The organism is Tolypothrix sp. VBCCA 56010, from assembly GCF_050875635.1.
In the GTDB taxonomy this organism is placed as follows: Bacteria; Cyanobacteriota; Cyanobacteriia; order Cyanobacteriales; family Nostocaceae; genus Hassallia.
The window spans coordinates 1-19803 of the sequence record NZ_JBPAOH010000064.1 but is presented as its reverse complement, the minus strand read 5'-3'; the positions used below and the strand labels follow the sequence as shown (position 1 = coordinate 19803).

23 protein-coding genes are annotated in these 19803 nt (G+C 44.6%); 15 read left to right on the top strand and 8 right to left on the bottom strand.

What is annotated here, in order from left to right; genetic code table 11:
- The first annotated feature begins 23 nt into the window (after positions 1 to 23).
- Positions 24 to 917, top strand: a complete 894-nt coding sequence (locus AABK37_RS21200) for a phosphatidate cytidylyltransferase (RefSeq protein WP_432553512.1) — start codon at positions 24 to 26, stop codon at positions 915 to 917.
- On the top strand, positions 907 to 1110 hold the full coding sequence (locus AABK37_RS21195; RefSeq protein ID WP_432553511.1) for a hypothetical protein: 204 nt from the start codon (positions 907 to 909) through the stop codon (positions 1108 to 1110). Before AABK37_RS21200 ends, AABK37_RS21195 begins: the two co-directional genes overlap by 11 nt.
- Before the next feature lie 10 nt (positions 1111 to 1120).
- Here the strand turns inward: AABK37_RS21195 and AABK37_RS21190 are convergent, their stop codons facing one another.
- On the bottom strand, positions 1121 to 1834 hold the full coding sequence (locus AABK37_RS21190) for an LmeA family phospholipid-binding protein (RefSeq protein ID WP_432553510.1): 714 nt from the start codon (positions 1832 to 1834) through the stop codon (positions 1121 to 1123).
- 144 nt (positions 1835 to 1978) lie between these two features.
- On the opposite strand from AABK37_RS21190, the gene AABK37_RS21185 reads away from it, so the two are divergent.
- Positions 1979 to 2773, top strand: coding sequence for a pseudouridine synthase (locus AABK37_RS21185; RefSeq protein ID WP_432553536.1), 795 nt, complete (start codon positions 1979 to 1981; stop codon positions 2771 to 2773).
- Positions 2770 to 3555, top strand: a complete 786-nt coding sequence (locus tag AABK37_RS21180; RefSeq protein ID WP_432553509.1) for a helix-turn-helix domain-containing protein — start codon at positions 2770 to 2772, stop codon at positions 3553 to 3555. The genes AABK37_RS21185 and AABK37_RS21180 overlap by 4 nt, the downstream gene beginning before the upstream one ends.
- On the opposite strand, the gene AABK37_RS21175 is transcribed toward AABK37_RS21180, so the two are convergent.
- From AABK37_RS21175 to AABK37_RS21165, 3 genes are read right to left on the bottom strand one after another with little or no spacing between them, the layout of a single operon-like run.
- A complete protein-coding gene (locus AABK37_RS21175) occupies positions 3527 to 3751 on the bottom strand; it encodes a hypothetical protein (RefSeq protein ID WP_432553508.1) in 225 nt (74 codons plus the stop codon). The two genes, AABK37_RS21180 and AABK37_RS21175, sit on opposite strands and share 29 nt — an antisense overlap.
- A gap of 26 nt (positions 3752 to 3777) precedes the next feature.
- Positions 3778 to 5286 carry a 4-alpha-glucanotransferase gene (gene malQ, locus AABK37_RS21170; protein WP_432553507.1) on the bottom strand — a complete coding sequence of 503 codons (1509 nt, stop codon included), beginning with the start codon at positions 5284 to 5286 and terminating at the stop codon, positions 3778 to 3780.
- A gap of 8 nt (positions 5287 to 5294) precedes the next feature.
- Positions 5295 to 5438 carry a hypothetical protein gene (locus tag AABK37_RS21165; protein ID WP_432553506.1) on the bottom strand — a complete coding sequence of 48 codons (144 nt, stop codon included), beginning with the start codon at positions 5436 to 5438 and terminating at the stop codon, positions 5295 to 5297.
- 40 nt (positions 5439 to 5478) lie between these two features.
- Between AABK37_RS21165 and AABK37_RS21160 the strand changes: the two genes are divergently transcribed.
- Both AABK37_RS21160 and AABK37_RS21155 read left to right on the top strand, forming a co-directional pair.
- Positions 5479 to 5910, top strand: a complete 432-nt coding sequence (locus AABK37_RS21160) for an NUDIX domain-containing protein (protein ID WP_432553505.1) — start codon at positions 5479 to 5481, stop codon at positions 5908 to 5910.
- Positions 5911 to 5999: 89 nt separating this feature from the next.
- Positions 6000 to 6395, top strand: a complete 396-nt coding sequence (locus AABK37_RS21155; RefSeq protein WP_432553504.1) for a RidA family protein — start codon at positions 6000 to 6002, stop codon at positions 6393 to 6395.
- 21 nt (positions 6396 to 6416) lie between these two features.
- Here AABK37_RS21155 and AABK37_RS21150 read toward each other — a convergent pair whose 3' ends face one another.
- Entirely contained in the window at positions 6417 to 6656 is a 240-nt protein-coding gene (locus AABK37_RS21150; protein ID WP_432553503.1) for a type II toxin-antitoxin system HicA family toxin, read from the bottom strand.
- A complete protein-coding gene (locus AABK37_RS21145) occupies positions 6656 to 6880 on the bottom strand; it encodes a type II toxin-antitoxin system HicB family antitoxin (RefSeq protein ID WP_432553502.1) in 225 nt (74 codons plus the stop codon). The genes AABK37_RS21150 and AABK37_RS21145 overlap by 1 nt, the downstream gene beginning before the upstream one ends.
- Before the next feature lie 130 nt (positions 6881 to 7010).
- Between AABK37_RS21145 and AABK37_RS21140 the strand changes: the two genes are divergently transcribed.
- The 4 genes from AABK37_RS21140 (at position 7011) to AABK37_RS21125 (ending at position 11277) form a co-directional block, all read left to right on the top strand.
- Positions 7011 to 7484, top strand: coding sequence for a hypothetical protein (locus AABK37_RS21140; protein ID WP_432553501.1), 474 nt, complete (start codon positions 7011 to 7013; stop codon positions 7482 to 7484).
- Between the two features lie 289 nt (positions 7485 to 7773).
- On the top strand, positions 7774 to 8052 hold the full coding sequence (locus AABK37_RS21135) for a hypothetical protein (RefSeq protein WP_432553500.1): 279 nt from the start codon (positions 7774 to 7776) through the stop codon (positions 8050 to 8052).
- Between the two features lie 285 nt (positions 8053 to 8337).
- Positions 8338 to 10305, top strand: coding sequence for a tetratricopeptide repeat protein (locus tag AABK37_RS21130; RefSeq protein ID WP_432553499.1), 1968 nt, complete (start codon positions 8338 to 8340; stop codon positions 10303 to 10305).
- Between the two features lie 498 nt (positions 10306 to 10803).
- Positions 10804 to 11277: a cupin domain-containing protein gene (locus AABK37_RS21125; protein ID WP_432553498.1), complete on the top strand. Its 474-nt coding sequence runs from the start codon at positions 10804 to 10806 to the stop codon at positions 11275 to 11277.
- A 354-nt stretch (positions 11278 to 11631) separates the two neighbouring features.
- Here the strand turns inward: AABK37_RS21125 and AABK37_RS21120 are convergent, their stop codons facing one another.
- Together AABK37_RS21120 and AABK37_RS21115 are read right to left on the bottom strand one after the other, a co-directional pair.
- Complete coding sequence (locus tag AABK37_RS21120; protein WP_432553497.1) at positions 11632 to 12327, bottom strand: (2Fe-2S) ferredoxin domain-containing protein; 696 nt, start codon at positions 12325 to 12327, stop codon at positions 11632 to 11634.
- A 35-nt stretch (positions 12328 to 12362) separates the two neighbouring features.
- A complete protein-coding gene (locus AABK37_RS21115; protein WP_432553496.1) occupies positions 12363 to 12611 on the bottom strand; it encodes an Asr1405/Asl0597 family protein in 249 nt (82 codons plus the stop codon).
- Positions 12612 to 13077: 466 nt separating this feature from the next.
- Here AABK37_RS21115 and AABK37_RS21110 point away from each other — a divergent pair, with 466 nt between their 5' ends.
- From AABK37_RS21110 to AABK37_RS21090, 5 genes are all read left to right on the top strand, one after another.
- Positions 13078 to 13632 (top strand): Dps family protein, encoded by a 555-nt coding sequence (locus AABK37_RS21110; protein WP_432553495.1) that lies wholly within the window; start codon positions 13078 to 13080, stop codon positions 13630 to 13632.
- A 346-nt stretch (positions 13633 to 13978) separates the two neighbouring features.
- On the top strand, positions 13979 to 14287 hold the full coding sequence (locus AABK37_RS21105) for a hypothetical protein (protein ID WP_432553494.1): 309 nt from the start codon (positions 13979 to 13981) through the stop codon (positions 14285 to 14287).
- 51 nt (positions 14288 to 14338) lie between these two features.
- Positions 14339 to 17629 carry a carbamoyl-phosphate synthase large subunit gene (carB, locus tag AABK37_RS21100; protein ID WP_432553493.1) on the top strand — a complete coding sequence of 1097 codons (3291 nt, stop codon included), beginning with the start codon at positions 14339 to 14341 and terminating at the stop codon, positions 17627 to 17629.
- Positions 17630 to 18640: 1011 nt separating this feature from the next.
- Complete coding sequence (locus tag AABK37_RS21095) at positions 18641 to 19597, top strand: RNA polymerase sigma factor, RpoD/SigA family (RefSeq protein ID WP_089128578.1); 957 nt, start codon at positions 18641 to 18643, stop codon at positions 19595 to 19597.
- A gap of 13 nt (positions 19598 to 19610) precedes the next feature.
- Positions 19611 to 19803: hypothetical protein (locus tag AABK37_RS21090; RefSeq protein ID WP_432553492.1), on the top strand; the 193-nt coding region annotated here is incomplete at its 3' end.

The following is a 19803-nucleotide window of genomic DNA, read 5'->3' as shown; positions in this document are numbered from 1 at the left end:
TCCTTAGTCCCTAGTCCTTACTTATGCCTTGGTCTCGAATTATTAGTGGAATTGTGGCGATCGCCATTGCTTTAAGTGCAACCCTTTTAGGGGGTTGGTACTTTACTATTATGTTTGCGGCGATTATCTTTTTGGGTCAACAGGAATATTTTGATTTGGTGCGAAGCAAAGGTATCGCTCCTGCCGCTAAAACTACTCTTGTTGTCAGCCAAGCTTTGTTAGTGATTTGTACTCTTAATGGCTCTTTAGCTGATGCTGTCACACCATTAGCCGGCACATTTATTTGTTTTTACTTATTGTTTCAGCCGAAGATGGCAACGATCGCCGATATTTCCGCTTCGATCATGGGGTTATTTTACACCGGTTATTTGCCGAGTTACTGGGTGCGGTTGCGGGCAATTGATAGTTCTAGTATCAAAAATCTATCTTTAGGTGGGTACTTACCCCCAGATTGGCTAGATATTATTCAAAAAGGAAATTTTGCTTACCTACCGCAAGGTTTGACAGCAACAGCGCTGACCTTCCTCTGCATTTGGTCAGCTGACATCGGCGCTTACACTTTCGGCAAATTCTTCGGTAAAACTCCCCTATCTGATATCAGCCCGAAAAAAACCGTTGAAGGTGCAGTATTTGGCATTAGCGCCAGCGTTCTCGTAGCCGTGGTAGGAGCTTACTTTCTCAACTGGTCAAAACCTCCTTTGACTGGTATAACGCTGGGTTTGCTGATTGGGATCGCTAGTCTTTTGGGCGACCTCACCGAATCGATGCTCAAACGCGATGCTGGGGTAAAAGATTCAGGGCAATTAATCCCAGGTCACGGCGGCATCTTAGATCGTACTGATAGTTATATTTTTACCGCTCCTTTAGTTTACTACTTCGTCACACTTGTATTGCCATTGTTAGGGCATGGGGCATAGGGCAATGGGCATGGGGACAAGGGGACAAGGGGACAAGGGGACAAGGGGACAAGGGGGCAAGGTGGAATTACTAATTTTCATTGCCCATTGCCCGATGCCCGATGCCCGATGCCCATTACCCGATGCCCATTGCCCATTGCCCATTGCCCATAGACATAATAAAAAATCAACAATAATTATTTTAAGTTTTTAATTCTTAATCATTAGGGATTAACGTTAATCCGTCCGCGACAGACTAGTTTGCCTGGGATCAGCGTTAATTCTTGGATATCCACATCTGAACCTAGATCCAGATAGTGTCCTTGATTACCCTCTGTAAGCACTGCTGTGCCCTGCTTTATTTGGATTTGTGATAGTTGCAATTCATGAGTGCTGAGTAATTCTATGGTTACACTCATCTCAATCGTGGTGGGATGGGTTTCGGGTGCTTGAATTCCGCAAACTATCAATTTATTATTTGCAAGAGAAATTTTCTGCCAAGTAGTTGGCTTGGAATTTGGGCTGTCTTCTGGTAATAGTTTTAGCAGTACATCATTTAAAGCAGTCGATAATAATTCCGATGAGAGAGAAGCTTTGAGATCCTCCTCGTTTAGGATTACCTCGCCAACTACTGGTACTGTTTCTAACAGCCGTAGTGGTTGTCCCTTGAGTACTGCGCCGATGTTTACCCTTATATTTTCTGCCTTTAGGAAAATTTCTGTGAGATGGAGACCTTGATAAATTGCATGAGTAGCAAAAATAGATACTCCAGGAATGCGACCGGAAAGAAGTTGGCGATCGCTTGCTTGAATTTCCACTTTAAGTTGCGATATCTGGCTGACTTGCGATCGCAACCACAGCAATAGTGCTGTTTTTAGTACATTGGTGATGATGCGTATCTTCTGGGGATTTTTGGGTGATGAATTTTCTTTATGCATCTAATCAACTTTTTGATAAGTATCTATATGACAAGCAAGGAGGGCGCTCAAACAGAATTTAACTGTAACATTTGTGGCTATCGCCAACAAAGTGCAATTATTATAGTTAATTTAATCCTGACGAAAATAATAAGTAATTTCAACATGGAGGAAAGGTTACAAAAGATTCTCTCAAAATGGGGTATAGCCTCAAGACGCGAAGCCGAAGAAATGATTGTGCTTAAGCGGGTGCGGATCAATGGCGCATTAGCGCACTTAGGTCAAAAAGCTGACCCCGAAACAGATACCATCACAGTAGATGGCAAGCCGATATCTGGTGTTGTGCGTCCAGCTTTAATTTATCTGTTACTACACAAACCAGCCGGAATAGTTTCCACTTGCGACGATCCCCAAGGACGACCAACAGTGCTGCACCTATTACCGAAAGAATTAAGAGAAAATCAAGGCATTCATCCGGTTGGTCGTTTAGATGCATACTCTACAGGGGCATTAATACTTACAAATGACGGAAACTTAACATTTGGGTTAACTCATCCCAGCCACAGTATTCCTAAGACTTATCGTGTTTTGGTAAAAGGTCATCCTCCAGAATCAGTGTTACAAAGATGGCGTCAGGGTGTGATGTTGGAGGGTAAAAAAACGCGATCGGCGCAAGTGCGTCTAAGAGAAAGTTTGGCAGATGAAAGCTGCCTAGAAATTATTTTAAAGGAGGGAAAAAATCGTCAGATTCGCCGTGTAGCGCAACTGCTGGGATATCCAGTGATTAAGCTGCACCGCACAGCCATAGGTCCAATTCAATTAGAAAAGCCCGGAGAACCTTTATTAGCTGAAGGTTCATATCGTTCCCTAAAAGATGATGAGATTCGCTTTTTGCAAGAGCAAATTAAGCACATACCTATTAATGATTCAGCTGGGTTTAGGAGTATCAAACAATCATGAAATGGCAAAAAAGCAAGGATGATAATCAACCAATAGTTTCTGCGGATCAATTACGAGCCGAAAAGTTAGCAGAATTGGGTGGTCAACTTTGGGTAAAGCGTACTGAACAAAATTTATCCTTGGATGAAATGGTCGTATTAACCATGATTCCCCGTCGATTGTTGCAGGCGATCGAAGAAGGTAATTTAGATGATTTGCCAGAACCAATTTATATTCGCGGTTTAATTAGGCAATTTGCTGATGCACTGGGGTTGGATGGAGCGGAATTTGCTCAGACTTTCCCCGTAGACTCAAATCGGGTTAACCTGACACCTGGTTGGAAACCTACACCCTTCGGTCAACTGCTGCGTCCTTTTCATCTTTATGTGCTTTACATTGCTTTGATTGTCTGTTCTGTTAGCGGATTGTCTCAATTATTGAATAATGCCGCTATCGAAGCGAACAATAGCCAAAGCACCGAAAAAGCACAAATTAAGCCGAAACAAACACCTACTGTGCAAATTCAACCTGTTAGCAATATCAGCAGTAACGGACAGGCAGTGCAGATTGGTGTCACCTTAAAGGAGAAATCTTGGATTCGCGTAGTCGCTGATGGCAAAACTGAATTTGAGGGGGAATTGCCCGAAGGAACTCAACGCACTTGGAAAGCTCAAGATCAACTGACAGTCAAAGCCGGCAACGCTGGGGGTGTGTTGGTAAGTGTCAATAAAGAAGAAGCCAAGCCAATGGGAGATCCTGGGAAAGTCAAAGAAGTCATAGTTGCTGCCAAGGCAGGGACTTGAGGAGAGGGGGAGGGGGGGAGGGGGAGATGGGGGGATGGGGGGATGGGGAGATGGGGAGAGGGGGGGATGGGGAGATGGGGAGAGTATTAAATTTTGAATTCTCCTTGTCTCCTTGTCTCCTTGTCTCCCTTGTCTCCTTGTCTCCTTGTCTCCTTGTCTCCCACTCCCCCACTCCCCCACTCCCCCACTCCCCCACTCCCCCACTCCCCCACTCCCCCTATCTCACTTCGTCTGCGGGGCGCGACCGTAGATTGTGGTGAGATTTTTCAGCTTTGATCTTAATTCATGGGTTAAAGCTTCTGATTGATATCGCCATTCCCAATTACCTTCGGCAACACTAGGCTTATTCATCCGCCCTTGGGTATCTAACCCGAAAATATCTTGTAAGGGGATAATTGCCTGATTTGCTACAGAACTCAAGGCAAGTCGAATTAAATCCCACTGAATGCCTTCATGACTGACAGAACCTAAATAAAGCAACAAGTTTTGCTTTTCCCAGTCCGACGCTTGATTGAACCAGCCTACGGTTGTGTCGTTGTCGTGAGTGCCGGTGTAAACTACGGCGTTGCGCGGGTAATTGAACGGTAAAAAGCCATTACCAGGATCGGAACCGAAGGCAAATTGCAAAACTTTCATGCCGGGAAACTCAAATTTGTCGCGCAGCGCTTCTACTTCTGGGGTAATTACTCCTAAATCTTCCGCCAAAACTGGCAGCTTGCCCAATTTCTGTTTGATTTCCTGAAATAATTTGTCTCCTGGGGCTTTGATCCACTCTCCATTCATGGCTGTTTGTTCGCCTTGTTTCACAGCCCAGTAAGCTTCAAATCCGCGAAAGTGGTCAATGCGAATTATGTCTATGTAATCCAGCATTGCTTCAAAGCGCTTCACCCACCATTTAAAGTTTTGTTTTTCTAATTCTTCCCAGTTGTAAACTGGGTTGCCCCATAATTGACCGGTGGCGCTAAAGTAATCTGGTGGAACTCCCGCCATGAGTGAGGCTTCTCCTGTCTCTTGATTTAAGCAAAAAATATCAGGATTAGACCAGACATCAGCGCTGTCGTGAGCTACGTAGATCGGGATATCACCGATAATTTCAACATGGGACATATTGGCATAGTTTTTGAGTTCCGACCACTGGCGGAAAAATTCAAATTGGATGTATTTGTAATAAAAAATCTCCGCCTCCATTTCTTGCCGCACTCGATTTATTGCTTCTGGTTGGCGCGATCGCACTTCTGGTTCCCAAGTATGCCAGCTTGCACCCCCCTTAGCATCTTTCAACGCCATAAATAAAGCGTAATCATCGAGCCAAAATGCTTTGGTGTCGCAAAAACCCGCAAATTCTTTATGCTGTGTCGGTGCTGCTTGGGTTTTAAAGTTCTCGCAGGCTTTCTTTAACAGCCCAATCTTAAATGGTACAACCTGCCCGTAATCTACTTTATTCGGATCAAATCCTGGTAAATTATCAAGGTCTTCAGGGGATAGCAAATTTTGCTCTAGCAGCTTTTGGGGGCTGATGAGTAGAGGGTTTCCTGCTAATGCTGAATAAGAAGCATAAGGAGAATTACCGTAACCAGTTGGTCCTAATGGCAAGACTTGCCAGTATTGTTGGTAACTTTCTCTCAGAAAATCAATAAAGGCGTAAGCTTCTACGCCTAAGTCACCAATGCCGAATCGACCGGGAAATGACGTGGGATGAAGTAAAATACCGCTGGATCTCAAAAAAGGCATTGCTTTTCCTAAATTATGGGAAGATGCGATCGCATTGAATTTATCACGTAATAGTTGTTGGTTGTAAGTTGTAAGTTGTTAGTGGGCATTGGGCAATGGGCATTGGGAATGGGTAATGGGTAATAATTCTTTTTCCAGTCTCCATACCCCATGCCCCACTAACCACTATCCACTACCCACTAACTCCTAACCATGTCTTACCGCAATCCGGCTCCGACAGTTGATATCATCATCGAATTGGTCGATCGCCCTCATCGACCAATAGTGTTAATCGAAAGACATAATCCTCCTTTGGGTTGGGCGATTCCTGGTGGTTTTGTCGATTATGGGGAATCTGTGGAAGTGGCAGCGCGGCGTGAAGCGCAGGAGGAAACGGGTTTGCAAGTCGAATTAATAGAACAATTTCTGGTGTATTCTGACCCGAATCGCGATCCCCGTCAACATACGCTGAGTATTGTGTTTTTGGCGACGGCGATGGGGGAACCAAAAGCGGGGGATGATGCGAAAGGTGTCGGGATGTTTGAGTCTTGGCGGATGCCCGGTAATTTATGTTTTGACCACGATCGCATTTTGCGGGATTATTGGCAATATCGGCATTATGGGATACGTCCGAGGTTGGGGTAGGGGCGGGGTTTCCCCGCCCGTAGAGTAACGAACCGCACTCGTAGCGAAGGGCGCGTTCGCATAGCGTCTCCGAAGGAGAAGGAAGAAAGATGAGTAAGAAAGTTATTCGGACAGAAGAGGCATCGGCGCCGGTGGGACCTTATAATCAAGCGATCGCTGTTTCTGGTGAGTTGGTGTTTGTGGCGGGGCAAATTCCCCTTGATGCGGGTTCGGGGGAGATAATTGGGGCGGGGGATGTGACGCAGCAAACACAGCAGGTAATGGCGAATATAGAGGCGATTCTGAAAGCTTCTGGGGCGGGGTTTGATGACGTGGTGAAGACGACTGTGTTTTTAGCTGATATGAATGATTTTGCGGCGATGAATGCTGTTTATGCGAAGTATTTTGATGAAGCTACTGCGCCGGCGCGTGCGTGCGTGCAGGTGTCGCGTTTACCTAAGGATGTTTTGGTGGAGATTGATTGTATTGCGGTGATTGAGGGTTAGCGATCGCTCCTTTACAATGTTTCAACTTTGATCGTAAGCTGATAAAAACTCTTCACGCGAGATACCTGATTGAGTGCAGATGGATCTCAGTGTTGAAGCTTTAATTTGGGAGTGATTGGGCATAGTTAAGGGCGTTGTTGTCCCATCCTGATTGTCTCGCACCATAACAATATGCTCGCGCTCCCTCAAGATAATAAATCCAAGTAATTCTAGTGTCCTAATTACTTTAGCTTTAGGCGCATCTACAGGAAATTTAGCCATTAAATAGACACCTCAGCCTCAGCGACAAAGGCTTCTAGAACTACTGATTCTTGTTCCAAAACATCATTACCAAATGTCTCAATATGGGAACGGATAGCAGATTTCACATCAGCTAATGCTTCCTCATAGGTGTTGCCTTCACCAACTACAACTCCTTTGATCCCTAAAGGATAGGCTATGTAACCATCGGAATGCTTTTCGACAATAATCTTGATTGGTGTCATAAGTTTTCTGTTTTGTCAAACACTGTTTGGCAAGGTTTGGGGAAAATATTATTTTAGGACGTTTGATTAAGTGCGATCGCTCTCCAAATTTGGGAATACTTACTTTAGTAAACTCAAGGGAGTAAGAAAAATGGCAGACAATCGAATCAGTGCGAATCTTTCTGCAACAGATCGGCTGGCAGTAATGGATGCGATCGCCACTATCCGCGAAAAGTTACCGTTTTTGGTTGATTTGACAACGGAAGACCGTCGAACGATGCTGAAGATGGGAGATAAAAGTCGGGCTTTTGTCAGCAAAGCTTTGGAAGTAGCGACACAGAACCCGGAATTTTTGCCTCGTTCTTTTAATGTCGAAGAAATGCGCCGAGATTTGGCGCTGTATGAGGCATTGTATCCAATTTTGCTTTCTTTAACTCAACTGCAAGAATTGGTAGATGACACTTATATAGCTATTGGTAGTGAAGCGTATGCAGCAGCGCTGGCTGTTTACAATTATGCCAAGGCTAGCGGTGACGTGACTGGTTTAGATGCAGTCATTGATGAGATGGGACGCAGGTTTACCCGTCGATCTAAGAAAAAGCAACCTGAAACTTCAGTCAACTAAAGCTGGAAATAAGCGCTTTGTCGAAATCAATGTAGCCAACAGGGTGAAGTCTGAGGCTACACAAATCAAGTTTGCCTGCGCGGACTATCAATTTAGGATCATTTTTAGCCTGCGTGTGCCTGGTTCGTTCGTATAGCCCCACCCTTCTAGGGTGAGGGCTTTTAATTTTATATAGCCGTTCTTAGTTGGATGCAATACAAAATTCTATCGTCGCGTGTAGGGGCACGGCATTTCCATCCCCCTACGAGTGTATTGGACTCAACCAATAACCGCTATATGTCAAATACTAATGTTTGAGCTTCAGAAGGTCAACATTGAGCTTCAGAAGATCAACATTGAGCCTCAGAAGGTCAACATTGAGCTTCAGAAGGTCAACATTGAGCCTCAGAAAGTCAACATTGAGCCTCAGAAGGTCAACATTGAGCCTCAGAAGGTCAACATTGAGCCTCAGAAGGTCAACATTGAGCTTCAGAAGGTCAACTTCGAGCCTCAGAAGGTCAACATTGAGCTTTTGAGGAGCGATACCTACGGTAAGCTACGAAGATCGCACTTCAAAATAAATCATTAACGTTGACATTAGCTTTTGGGAATATCTACTAAGTACAGCTTTGCATTAATTTCTAGCGTTTTGAAACGCAGAGGGACGCAAAGTCAGCGCAGAGTAACGCAAAGTTTTTCTGAAATTAATAGCGCCAATTCTCCGCGTGCCTCTGCGCTTACCTCAGCGCCCCTTTGCGTTTAAATTTCAACCCTCAATTAGCCCAGTCTACAAATAAATTTGTTTAAATCCGAAATTTAAAGTGCGTAATTAGTAGCTACAGTGTAAGTAATTCCACCTCCAGCCCAAACAGAAGTGAATAACCCACAAAAAAAGCCCAAGAGCTTACAAGATATCCTCCAGCAACGGCAGCAATCAGGCTTTGTCGGGCGTGAAGAACAAGTTAGCCTGTTTCGTCAAAATCTGGACTTGTCTCTAGAAGACTCGCGCAGGCACTTTCTGTTTAATGTTTGGGGTCAAGGGGGTGTAGGTAAAAGCACACTGTTACGCCAGTTTCGCAAAATCGCGGAAGAAGCGAAAATGATCGCCGCTCATACAGATGATAGTGAAAAATCTGTCCCTGAAGCTATGGGTCGTCTGGCTGAACAGTTGGAACAGCAAAATCATAAACTGCCGCAGTTTACCGATCGCTACAAAGTTTATCGTCAGAAGCGGCAAGAATTAGAAAGCGATCCCGAAGCACCTCAAGGATTTTCCGCTTTTGTGGGCAAAACTGTGGCAAAAACAGGTGTGCTATTAGCGCGTCGAGTTCCGGTTGGGGGGGCTGTATTTGACTTTATAGATGAGGATGCTGTAGCCTCGCAAGCTGACGATCTGTTTAACTGGCTGAAAGAAATGCCGTTTATTGAAGAACGTACTGAGGGCTGGGCTTATCATGAAGTCGTCAAAACGCAAATGCTCCGCCACAAGCGTCTTTCCTCTCCGCAAAGTTGGGCTGACCTTCATGGCAAGTTAGCAGAATATTACGACACCCTGCGAAATAATCTGCAACTGAATGAAGAAAAGAAACAGGGCGATACTACTTGGCAAAGTCACGCTCTAAATGTTTTGTATCACGGCTTATGTCAAACACCCCACAAAAGTTTGCCTGTAGCTCTCAATGATTTCCTTCCTGCTCTCGACAATCAACGCTCTTTTGGTTTGCATTGGGCAGAAACGATGGTGCAAGCTGGTAAAAATGGGGATAATGCTGAAATTCAGCGGTGGGGAGAGCAGCTAGTCAATGGGTTAAAGGCTTATAAAGAAAAACGTTATGAAGTTGCTGTGGGAATGTTTACAGCACTGCTAAAGCATTCTGATATTCAGTCTCAGTCGCGATCAATTGCTCTAGGTTGGCAGGGTAACATTTACCGCTGGATGCAGCGCTACGAAGAAGCTCTTAAAAAGTTTGACTGTGCCATTGAACTTAATCCTAAACTCGATTGGGCGATCGCACGTCGAGCTCTAACTTACCACTTGATGGAGCGTTACGAAGAAGCTCTCAAAGACTTTGACCAAGCTATTGCACTTAATTCTAAACTCGCTTGGACGCTCGCAGGTCGAGGTGAAACTTACCGCCTGATTAAACGTTACGAAGAAGCTCTCAAAGACTTTGACTGCGCTATTGAACTTGATCCCAAATACGCGTGGGCGATCACAGGTAGAGGTCAAACTTACCGCTCAATGAAACACTATGAAGAAGCTCTCAAAGACTTTGACCAAGCCATTAAACTTGATCCTAAACTGGTTAGCGCGATCGCAAGTCGAGGTGAAACTTATAACTTGATGAGACGTTACGAAGAAGCTCTCAAGGATGTTGACCAAGCCATTGAATTAAATCCTGAATACGACTGGGCGATCGCCAGTCGCGGTGAAACTTATCTAATGCTGAAGCGCTACAACGAGGCTCTTGAAAACTTCAACTGTGCTATCAAGTTAAAACCTGATAATGATTGGTATCTTTACAGCCGAGCTTTAGCCTACCAAGGTCTTAACCAAGTAGACAAAGCACGGGTTGATCTTAATAATGCCACCAAACTTGCTCAACAAACTTACCAAAAAGATGCTAAAAACTGGCGCAATACCTTGAATCTCGCTCTTTACTATTTAATTGGTGGAAATGTTGAACTATCACAGCGCTTGTATCAATATGCTGTATCCAGCCATGCACCCTTAGAGCGTATCCGTGAAGCAATTCGTGACTTAGAGGACTTTTCAAGCATCTTCCCTGAGTATATCGAAGCGCAATCTATGCGAAAGTTCTTGCAGTCTTCGCTGAGGTGAATTTTTCTCAACATATAGGCGCTAACCCTATCTTTGTGGCGCAGATTAAATCTCCGATATTAGCCCCTGTGCCCGAAACCAATGGATGTAACCACACTGTTCACACACTAGGCAAGCTGCGCTCTCGTCAGCCCAAGCCAAATTGAAAAACTCACCCCCCGAGGTGTTCAATTTGAAACGATGCAAAGAAAAATATTCATGCCTACAAAACTGGCAGAATATCTGTTGCCCCGATAGCGAGTATCTTTTCTTCACAGGTTCACGCAAGTATATCCTTATAAATTCTACTATACATGCTCCAGTGGCTTTTGGGAGAGCGAAAACACTGTTGCTGGGTGAGTTTGATGGCTGTTGCATTAATTAAAAAGAGCGATCGCAATCTCTTCCCCACTCTTCACAAATAATATTGTTAAAAATTTAGCCGCCAACTGCATCAGTTAATTTAAACTACACCTATATCAGGATGACGGCTGCTGAAGTTAAACAAGGAGAATCACAATGACAGTCAATTCCAAACCAACATATTTCGCGCTCGGTGACTTTTACACCTTTCTCGCTACCGGGGAAGATACCGATGGAAAGTATTCTCTCACCGAGATGATGCTACAACCCCAAAGCGTTGCACCAGCCCACATTCATGACAGCTATGAAGCGCACTATGTTCTAGAAGGAGAAGTAGAATATCAAGTTGACGACAAAACTATCGTCGCCACTCCCGGAACTTTCCTTCAGTTTCCCATCGGACAAGCTCACGGCTTTAAGAACGTCACTTCACAACCTGCCAAAATCTTGGCTTTTCTGACACCACCAGGAGGTGAGCAATTCTTTGCAGAAGTCGGGCAAAAAGTCAACCTCCCGATGAGCGAAGAAGAAAAGCAGAAACTTTTGGTTCCCCCTATTGCCGCTGACTTTGAAAAAGCTGTGGAACTGGCTGTGACAAAGTATAGGGTACAATTTGCTCCACAGCTTTAAGGAAGAAATTTAGAGGTTCGCGGAGTTTTTATTAGGGTGCAAGCGATCGCTTTTAATGTCTTTCAGTCGTCTTTTTGGCAACCTACATAGAAAAATGCAGTACTTTAGTCATGCATAAGTTGTGACAAAAGTCCAATGAAATAATCTTGATAAATTTTTATACTGGCAGTGTAGAGTTCATTAAATCAAGTTAAGCACTAAACACCCAACTTATCTGCAAATAGGGGTTGGGTGTTTTTTTGGTATTAAATGCGCTTCGGGTGCGGTAGCCCCGAAGAAGGCGATCGCGCATTGTATGTGATTTGTCGGACATGATATATTTTTTTCCCAAACAGAGATAGCTTGGGAATGCTTTTAGCGAATAGTGATTGTAGATATTACCACTTCCCTTTGATTTTCTATCTTGTCAGCAAAGTGTTTGTCGATAAGTGCGGGAACTTGGGAAGCTTGAATCCGACTGTAACGGGTTTTATCTGGCATAACTAGATTTGGACCAGCTTTACAATTTTTCATACAGCCAGTGCCTTTGATGGTAACTTCGTTTGATAAAGAGCGATCGCTTAAAGCTGATTCCAACGCTCGACAAACTCCATCACCACCGCGTTTCATACAATCCGACTTTTGACACACTAATATAGTAGCTTTCGCGGGTTTTGCTTTCTTATCACCAAAAGAAGACACCGCAACAGCTTCCCCCCCTGTCCCCCTGTCCACGCCAGTCGCCTCAACGTTCGTGACCTCCGCACGGCGCTGGCTCCCCTGTCCCCCTGTCCCCCTATCTCCCCCCGCAGCCATCACCCGCGAGGCTTTTAACTTAACTTCGCCGGTTTTCAAATCTAAAGTTTTCTCACCCACGACTTGCAGCCAAGTGCCTTTTGGTAACTGCAAGTTAAAAGCAGCTCTTAAATCTTTAGCTAATTTTACATAACATTCACCCTCAGCAGTCGCCAGCAACAAGCCTTTGAGCTTATAGCCATCTTTGATTACAAAATCGAGAAATCGTCCTTCAAGGCAAAATTTTGATACCTGGTTTTTATCAAATTTACTCATGATTTTCATCACCTATTTTCAATTGACATATAATATCAAGCTTTATTTTGCCAACAATCCTCAAGAGTGTAAATCATCTCTTGGCGGGAGATTGTGAATTGTCGGATCACACTCCAGAGTTGAATAGCTGCCGTAACATTGCCGATTTCAACTTTCAATGGCTGATTAGTCTGGCAACAACAAGGAATATCCAGCTCTTGCAAGCGTTGATAAACTTGCCAGCGATCTACCCAATTTACCTCAACAGTGTGCTGTCCTTCGACTTCTGAACTGAACGATTTCAAGATAATTGCCCTCCAAGTGCTACAGCAATCGCACTAACTATGCGAGTGTACTATTTTGTTATTGAAAATGTTGAAAGTTTAGCCTCTTAGATAAGAATAACCCAAGTGCAAATCATTCTCATCAAAAATCTAAAAAAAAATTAAATATTTATCATAAAGGACGCACAGCGCTAGTTTGAGCGCCTAACGACTGGGGTTGTAGGATTTTGGCTTGCGGAATATTAGTATGAAATACCTGATTTCTCGAACGAGACGTTTTCATCGAAATTTACATACTATATTTTGCTTTTTATGTCTATATATCATGAGAAATATTCATTGAATTGCCAGAGCGATCGCCCCGAAAATTAATAAAACCGAATGCATCTTTGAGACTAAATTGATCGGTTTACTTTTATTTCTTAGATGTTAATATGTAGGGACAAAAGCAGCTTGCATCTATAACTGCCTAAAAGCGAGGGTAACAATGTCAGAAACGCAAACTATATTACGAAATTTTGGTCAGGTTTATGACAATCCCGTACTACTGGATCGCAGTGTAACCGCACCAGTCTGCGAAGGATTTAACGTTGTCTTAGCTAGTTTCCAGGCACTGTACTTGCAGTACCAAAAACATCATTTTGTAGTAGAAGGTGCAGAATTCTACTCACTACATGAGTTTTTTAGCGAAAGCTACGAACAAGTTCAAGGACACGTCCATGATGTTGGAGAACGCTTAGATGGATTGGGCGGCGTGCCAGTTGCTACTTTCAGCAAACTAGCAGAATTATGCTGTTTTGAACCTGAGTCTGATGGCGTATATTCTTGCCGCCAAATGGTAGAACATGACTTAGCAGCAGAACAAGCTATGATTAGCTTAATTCGCCGCCAAGCCGCTCAGGCAGAGAGTTTAGGCGACCGTGCTACACGGTATTTGTACGAAACAATTCTGTTAAAAACTGAAGAAAGAGCTTATCATTTGGCTCACTTCCTAGCTAAAGATAGCTTAACTTTAGGCTTTGTCCAACCTGCTCACAACTAACACGCTCATCATCTAGAGTCATCTAGCTTAGATTGAACAAAAAGTTGTCAGCACTTCTTCTTAAAAAAATATAAAACATGGCAGAGAGCCAAATATATAACTCTCTGCCATTTTTAATTTAAGTAAATATTAAAACACAATATTTAACGTTAAAAAATTTTTGCTTTAGCTAATTAATAAATATTTTTATTTAAGTCTAAGCCTTATTCTAAAATATAAAATTAAATGTTTTAGCAAAAAATTCCTTTAACTTGAGAAAAATTACTACTTTAAACAAAAATGATTTGCAAGAAACTGACAAATTTTAGCATCATAATTAAACAAATTTAGATACACAAAAAGGGGAATGGGGAATGGGGGGAATGGGGAGAAGGGGGGCTTCGGGATCCCCACGAAGTGGGGTTGGGGAGCCAGCGCTGTGCGGAGGTTCCCTCCGTTGAGGAGCCAGTGCGTTGCGGAGGTTCCCTCCGTTGTAGCACCTGGCGTGCGACTGGCGTGGGAATGGGGAGAGGGGGAGACAGGGAGAAAGAATTATTCTCCTTGTCTCCTTGTCTCCCTTGTCTCCCTTGTCTCCCTTGTCCCCCTCTCCCCCTCCCCCTCCCCTCATGTCATGAAACCTGGAGAACTTGATAATAAACGACATGAGTTAGGATAAAGAACCTTAAAATAATCAGGATTTCTATTCTCATATTGCAGAGTAACGACTATGCCCCGCCGTGACGATCTCAGGAAAATTCTACTGTTAGGCTCTGGTCCTATCGTGATTGGACAAGCTTGTGAGTTTGACTACTCTGGTACGCAAGCTTGTAAAGCGCTGCGAGAAGAAGGTTATGAAGTGGTGCTGGTAAATTCTAACCCAGCGACAATTATGACCGATCCGGAAACAGCCGATCGCACCTACATTGAACCGCTAACCCCAGAGTTAGTCGAAAAAGTAATCGCTAAAGAACATCCCGATGCCCTACTACCGACGATGGGAGGACAAACTGCACTCAACATTGCTGTAGCTTTGGCGAAAAATGGTGCCCTAGAAAAGTACAATGTCGAATTAATCGGCGCTAAACTTCCGGCAATCGAAAAAGCCGAAGACAGAAAGCTGTTTAACGAAGCGATGGATAAAATCGGGGTGAAAGTCTGTCCTAGCGGTACAGCCGAAACCTTAGAAGAATCAAAAGCGATCGCTCGTAAAATTGGCACCTATCCTTTAATTATCCGTCCAGCCTTTACTATGGGTGGCACCGGTGGCGGTATCGCCTATAATCAAGAAGAATTTGAAGAAATGGCACAAACCGGTATCGATGCTAGTCCCGTTTCCCAAATTCTCATCGATCAATCCTTACTCGGCTGGAAAGAATACGAACTTGAAGTTATGCGCGATTTAGCAGATAACGTAGTGATTATCTGCTCCATCGAAAACATTGACCCAATGGGTATCCACACCGGTGACTCGATTACCGTCGCTCCGGCACAAACCCTCACTGATAAAGAATATCAGCGCCTGCGGGATATGGCAATCAAAATCATCCGCGAGATTGGCGTAGAAACTGGCGGTTCTAATATCCAGTTTGCCGTCAATCCCGTAAATGGGGATGTAGTTGTCATTGAAATGAATCCCCGTGTTTCCCGCAGTTCGGCTCTAGCTTCAAAAGCTACAGGCTTCCCCATCGCGAAAATGGCAGCAAAGCTTGCTGTCGGCTACACCTTGGATGAAATCAAAAATGACATCACCAAGAAAACACCCGCCTCCTTTGAGCCGACAATCGACTATGTGGTAACAAAAATACCCCGCTTCGCCTTTGAAAAATTCCCAGGTTCCGAACCGGTGCTGACTACCCAGATGAAATCGGTAGGGGAAGCAATGGCGATCGGACGTACCTTTAACGAATCCTTCCAAAAAGCGCTAAGATCCTTAGAAACCGGTCGCGCCGGTTGGGGTTGCGACATCAAAGAAAAATTACCCAGTGGCGAACAAATACGCGCTCAATTGCGGACTCCCAACCCGGAGCGCATTTTCTCAGTGCGTCATGCGATGCTATTGGGAATAACTCTTGAGGAAATCTACGAATTAACAGGGATTGACCCTTGGTTCCTGGATAAAATGCAGCAACTGCTAGAAACTGAGAAATTCCTCAAGCGCACGCCATTGCAACAGTTGACAAAAGAGCAGATGTATGCAGTCAAGCGAGAGGGATTTAGCGATCGCCAGATTGCCTATGCCACGAAAAAAAGCGAAGATGAAGTTCGGACATATCGCCAACAACTAGGCGTGATTCCAGTTTACAAAACAGTGGACACCTGCGCCGCCGAATTTGAAGCGTTTACTCCTTACCATTATTCCACCTACGAAGAGGAAAGCGAGATAACGCCAACCACCAAGCCCAAAGTGATGATTTTGGGTGGGGGTCCCAACCGGATTGGACAGGGAATTGAGTTTGACTATTGTTGTTGTCACGCCGCCTATGCTTTGAAGAGCGCAGGTTATGAGACAATTATGGTTAACTCCAACCCGGAGACAGTTTCCACAGATTACGATACAAGCGATCGCCTTTACTTTGAGCCATTGACCAAAGAAGATGTCCTTAACATCATCGAAGCGGAAAACCCGGTTGGGGTGATTGTCCAATTTGGCGGACAAACACCATTGAAGTTGGCAGTACCGTTACAGGAGTATTTGCAGGGAGTAGGCAATAGGCAGTGGGGAGTAGGGGAAGAATCTTCACCACTCACCACCAAAATCTGGGGTACTTCCCCTGATTCTATCGACATGGCAGAAAACCGAGAGCGGTTTGAGAAGATTCTCAACGAATTAAATATTTCCCAACCGCCAAATGGTATAGCGCGGAGTTACGAAGATGCGCTGATTGTCGCCAAACGAATTGGTTATCCGGTGGTAGTGCGTCCTAGCTACGTGTTGGGGGGACGAGCGATGGAAATCGTTTATTCTGATACAGAATTAGAACGCTACATGACATTTGCGGTGCAGGTGGAACCGGAACATCCGATTTTGATTGATAAATTTTTAGAAAATGCGATTGAAGTTGATGTGGATGCGATCGCCGACCATACCGGAAGGGTAGTAATAGGCGGTATCATGGAACACATCGAGCAAGCTGGAATTCACTCAGGAGACTCCGCTTGTTCTTTACCGGCGATTTCCTTACCACCAGCGGTTCTTGAGCAAATTCGCACTTGGACGGTGCAGCTAGCGCAGGCTTTATCAGTAGTCGGGCTGATGAACATTCAATTTGCCGTGGTTGGCGCTCAAAGCTATTCTCCGCAAGTTTATATTTTAGAGGCAAACCCCCGCGCCTCGCGTACTGTGCCATTTGTTTCTAAAGCTACTGGGATACCACTTGCGAAATTAGCATCCTTAATTATGTCCGGTAAAACTTTAGAGGAATTAGGTTTCACTCAAGAAGTGATACCAAAACACATTGCCGTGAAAGAAGCAGTATTACCGTTTAATAAATTTGCTGGAACAGACACAATTTTGGGACCAGAAATGCGTTCTACCGGTGAAGTGATGGGAATTGACACCGACTTTGGACGCGCCTATGCCAAAGCAGAAATTGGTGCTGGCGAACGTTTACCATTAACAGGAACCGTGTTTGTTTCGATGAGCGATCGCGACAAATCCCCCGCAGTTGATGTCGTGAGGGAATTTATCGAATTAGGCTTTACCGTCATGGCTACACAAGGTACACGTAAAGTCCTGCAAGAGCATAAGCTAAATGTTGAGTTAGTTTTGAAACTCCATGAAGGTCGTCCTCACGTCGTAGACGCGATCAAAAACCAGAAAATCCAGCTTATCATCAACACACCTTCCGGGGAAGAAGCTCATACTGATGCCAGATTAATTCGTCGCACAGCCTTAAGCTACAAAATCCCCATCATCACCACCATCGCCGGCGCCAAAGCCACCGTCGCTGCCATCCGTTCATTACAAAACACAAACTTAGATGTCAAAGTCATCCAAGAGTACAACGCAGTTAGTTAGCGGTTGAGGAGAAGAGGGAAGCCAAATTACTTCCCTCATCCCATGTCCCTTCGTAAGTATTTGCAACTTTTAGTCATTTCGGTATCTGCCTCAACGGATACACTGCTCAAGTCGAGCCAGCCGCTTGCGGGGGTTCCCAAGGCAGCGCGTTGCAAAGCCAGCGCTGTGCGGAGGTCACGAACGCCCTCGGCGACTGGCGTGGGGTTCCCCCCGTTGTAGCGACTGCCGCCCCGTTGTGCGGACTGGCGTGGGAAACCCGGGACTGTGCAGGTGTCCTCCCCAATGCCCTTAAGTATTTTTCGGAAATTTTTGATGCGCGATCGCACTCAATTACAATAAACCGGGTTTTCTACTTAAACGCAAGGTGATAATATTTGTTGATAAATACCTAGTCATCAAGTCGATTTATTCAAAAAATCAACTTGATGCAACATTTTGCTGCTATTGGGTTAGAAGATGTCCTATCTTCTTTTTCTGCTTGCCTCAATCGCTAATAAACCTGCCTCGAAAGTGAAATTTATCCTATTTAGTCCCCACTCCCCTCTCCCCCACTCCCCCACTTCCCCACTCCCCCAGTCTCCACGCTAAGATTGTTAATTTTTTTTAAGCAATCTGAGGGACTTGTGTTGACCCTAGATAGATTTATTAAATGAGCCTCTAGAGAGCCTTAGGGAAATATTAGTCTTTCACTAAAGGAAAGAATAAGGAAATTTTATCGTGCCATCTAGTCAAAATATTCTCATAAATGTTACAATTATTAATACCTAAAAGATAGTAAATATGTTGTATTGGCTACCTTTTATCTAACTCTAGACACTTGCAACAAAGGAAAAACAATTGTACCTTCGTTGCAGTAAACAACTAAATATGAATATTATTACCAGTGTTGCTCCAGGCGTATAAGTTGTAAATTAGTTTCTGGGATTCTCAAAGATACTGAGTAACGCCGGCAATACATGCATTTATCATTTCACCCTACCGTAAAACCCACCATTACCAAAGAGTAGCGCCATGAAGACCGCTCAGACAGCCACAGACCTAGTGCGGACTTACCTGCGTGAGATTGGCCGCGTGCCACTCTTAAGTCACGAGGAGGAGATATGTTATGGCAAACAGGTGCAACGTGCAACTGCTTTGTATGAGGTAAGGGAGTCGCTTTTGATGAAGTTAGGTCATGAACCGACTTTAGAAGAGTGGGCAAAAGCGACAGAGTTAGAACCAGAAGAGTTGAACGAAGCGATCGCCATTGGTGAAATAGCCAAGCGCAAAATGGTAGAAGCGAATTTGCGACTAGTGGTATCCGTTGCCAAAAAGTACATCAAGCGCAACGTCGATTTACTCGATTTAATTCAAGAAGGTAGCATTGGGATGCAGCGCGGGGTAGAAAAATTTGACCCCACCAAAGGTTATAGATTTTCCACCTATGCTTATTGGTGGATTCGCCAAGCCATCACCCGAGCGATCGCCGAAAAAGCTCGCACCATCCGCCTACCGATCCACATTACCGAAAAACTGAATAAAATTAAAAAAGCACAGCGGCATTTATCGCAAAGACTAGGACGCGCTCCATCCGCTGCTGAACTAGCACAAGAATTAGAATTAACCCCCAAGCAAGTACGAGAGTATCTAGAAAAAGCTCGTCTGCCCCTATCACTCGATTTGCGGTTAGGAGATAATTACGATACCGAACTCGGAGAAATGTTAGAAGATCCAGGAGCTTCTCCAGAAGAGTTCGTCATGCAATCTTCTCTATCCTTTGACTTAGACCGTCTCATGGCAGACCTTACCCCACAACAGAGAGAAGTTCTCACCCTCCGCTTTGGATTAACCGATGGACAAGCGCTTACTCTTGCCAGAATCGGTGAACTTTTGAACATCAGCCGCGAACGAGTACGGCAAATCGAACGCGAAGCTCTAACTAAACTTCGCAAATCTAAAGCAAACATGGGTGAATATTTGGCGAGTTAGTTGTTAGTGGGCATTGGGCATTGGGCAATGGGCAATGGGCTTTTTGAATTTGGGTCAAAGGGTAAAGGGGAAAGGGAAAAGGGGAAAGAATTATTACCAATGCCCCATGACGGCAGGTGCTCCACTTGGGGAGACCCCAAGACCGCACTGCCTCCCCCATGCCCCATGCCCAATGTCCCATGACGGCAGGTGCTCCACTTGGGGAG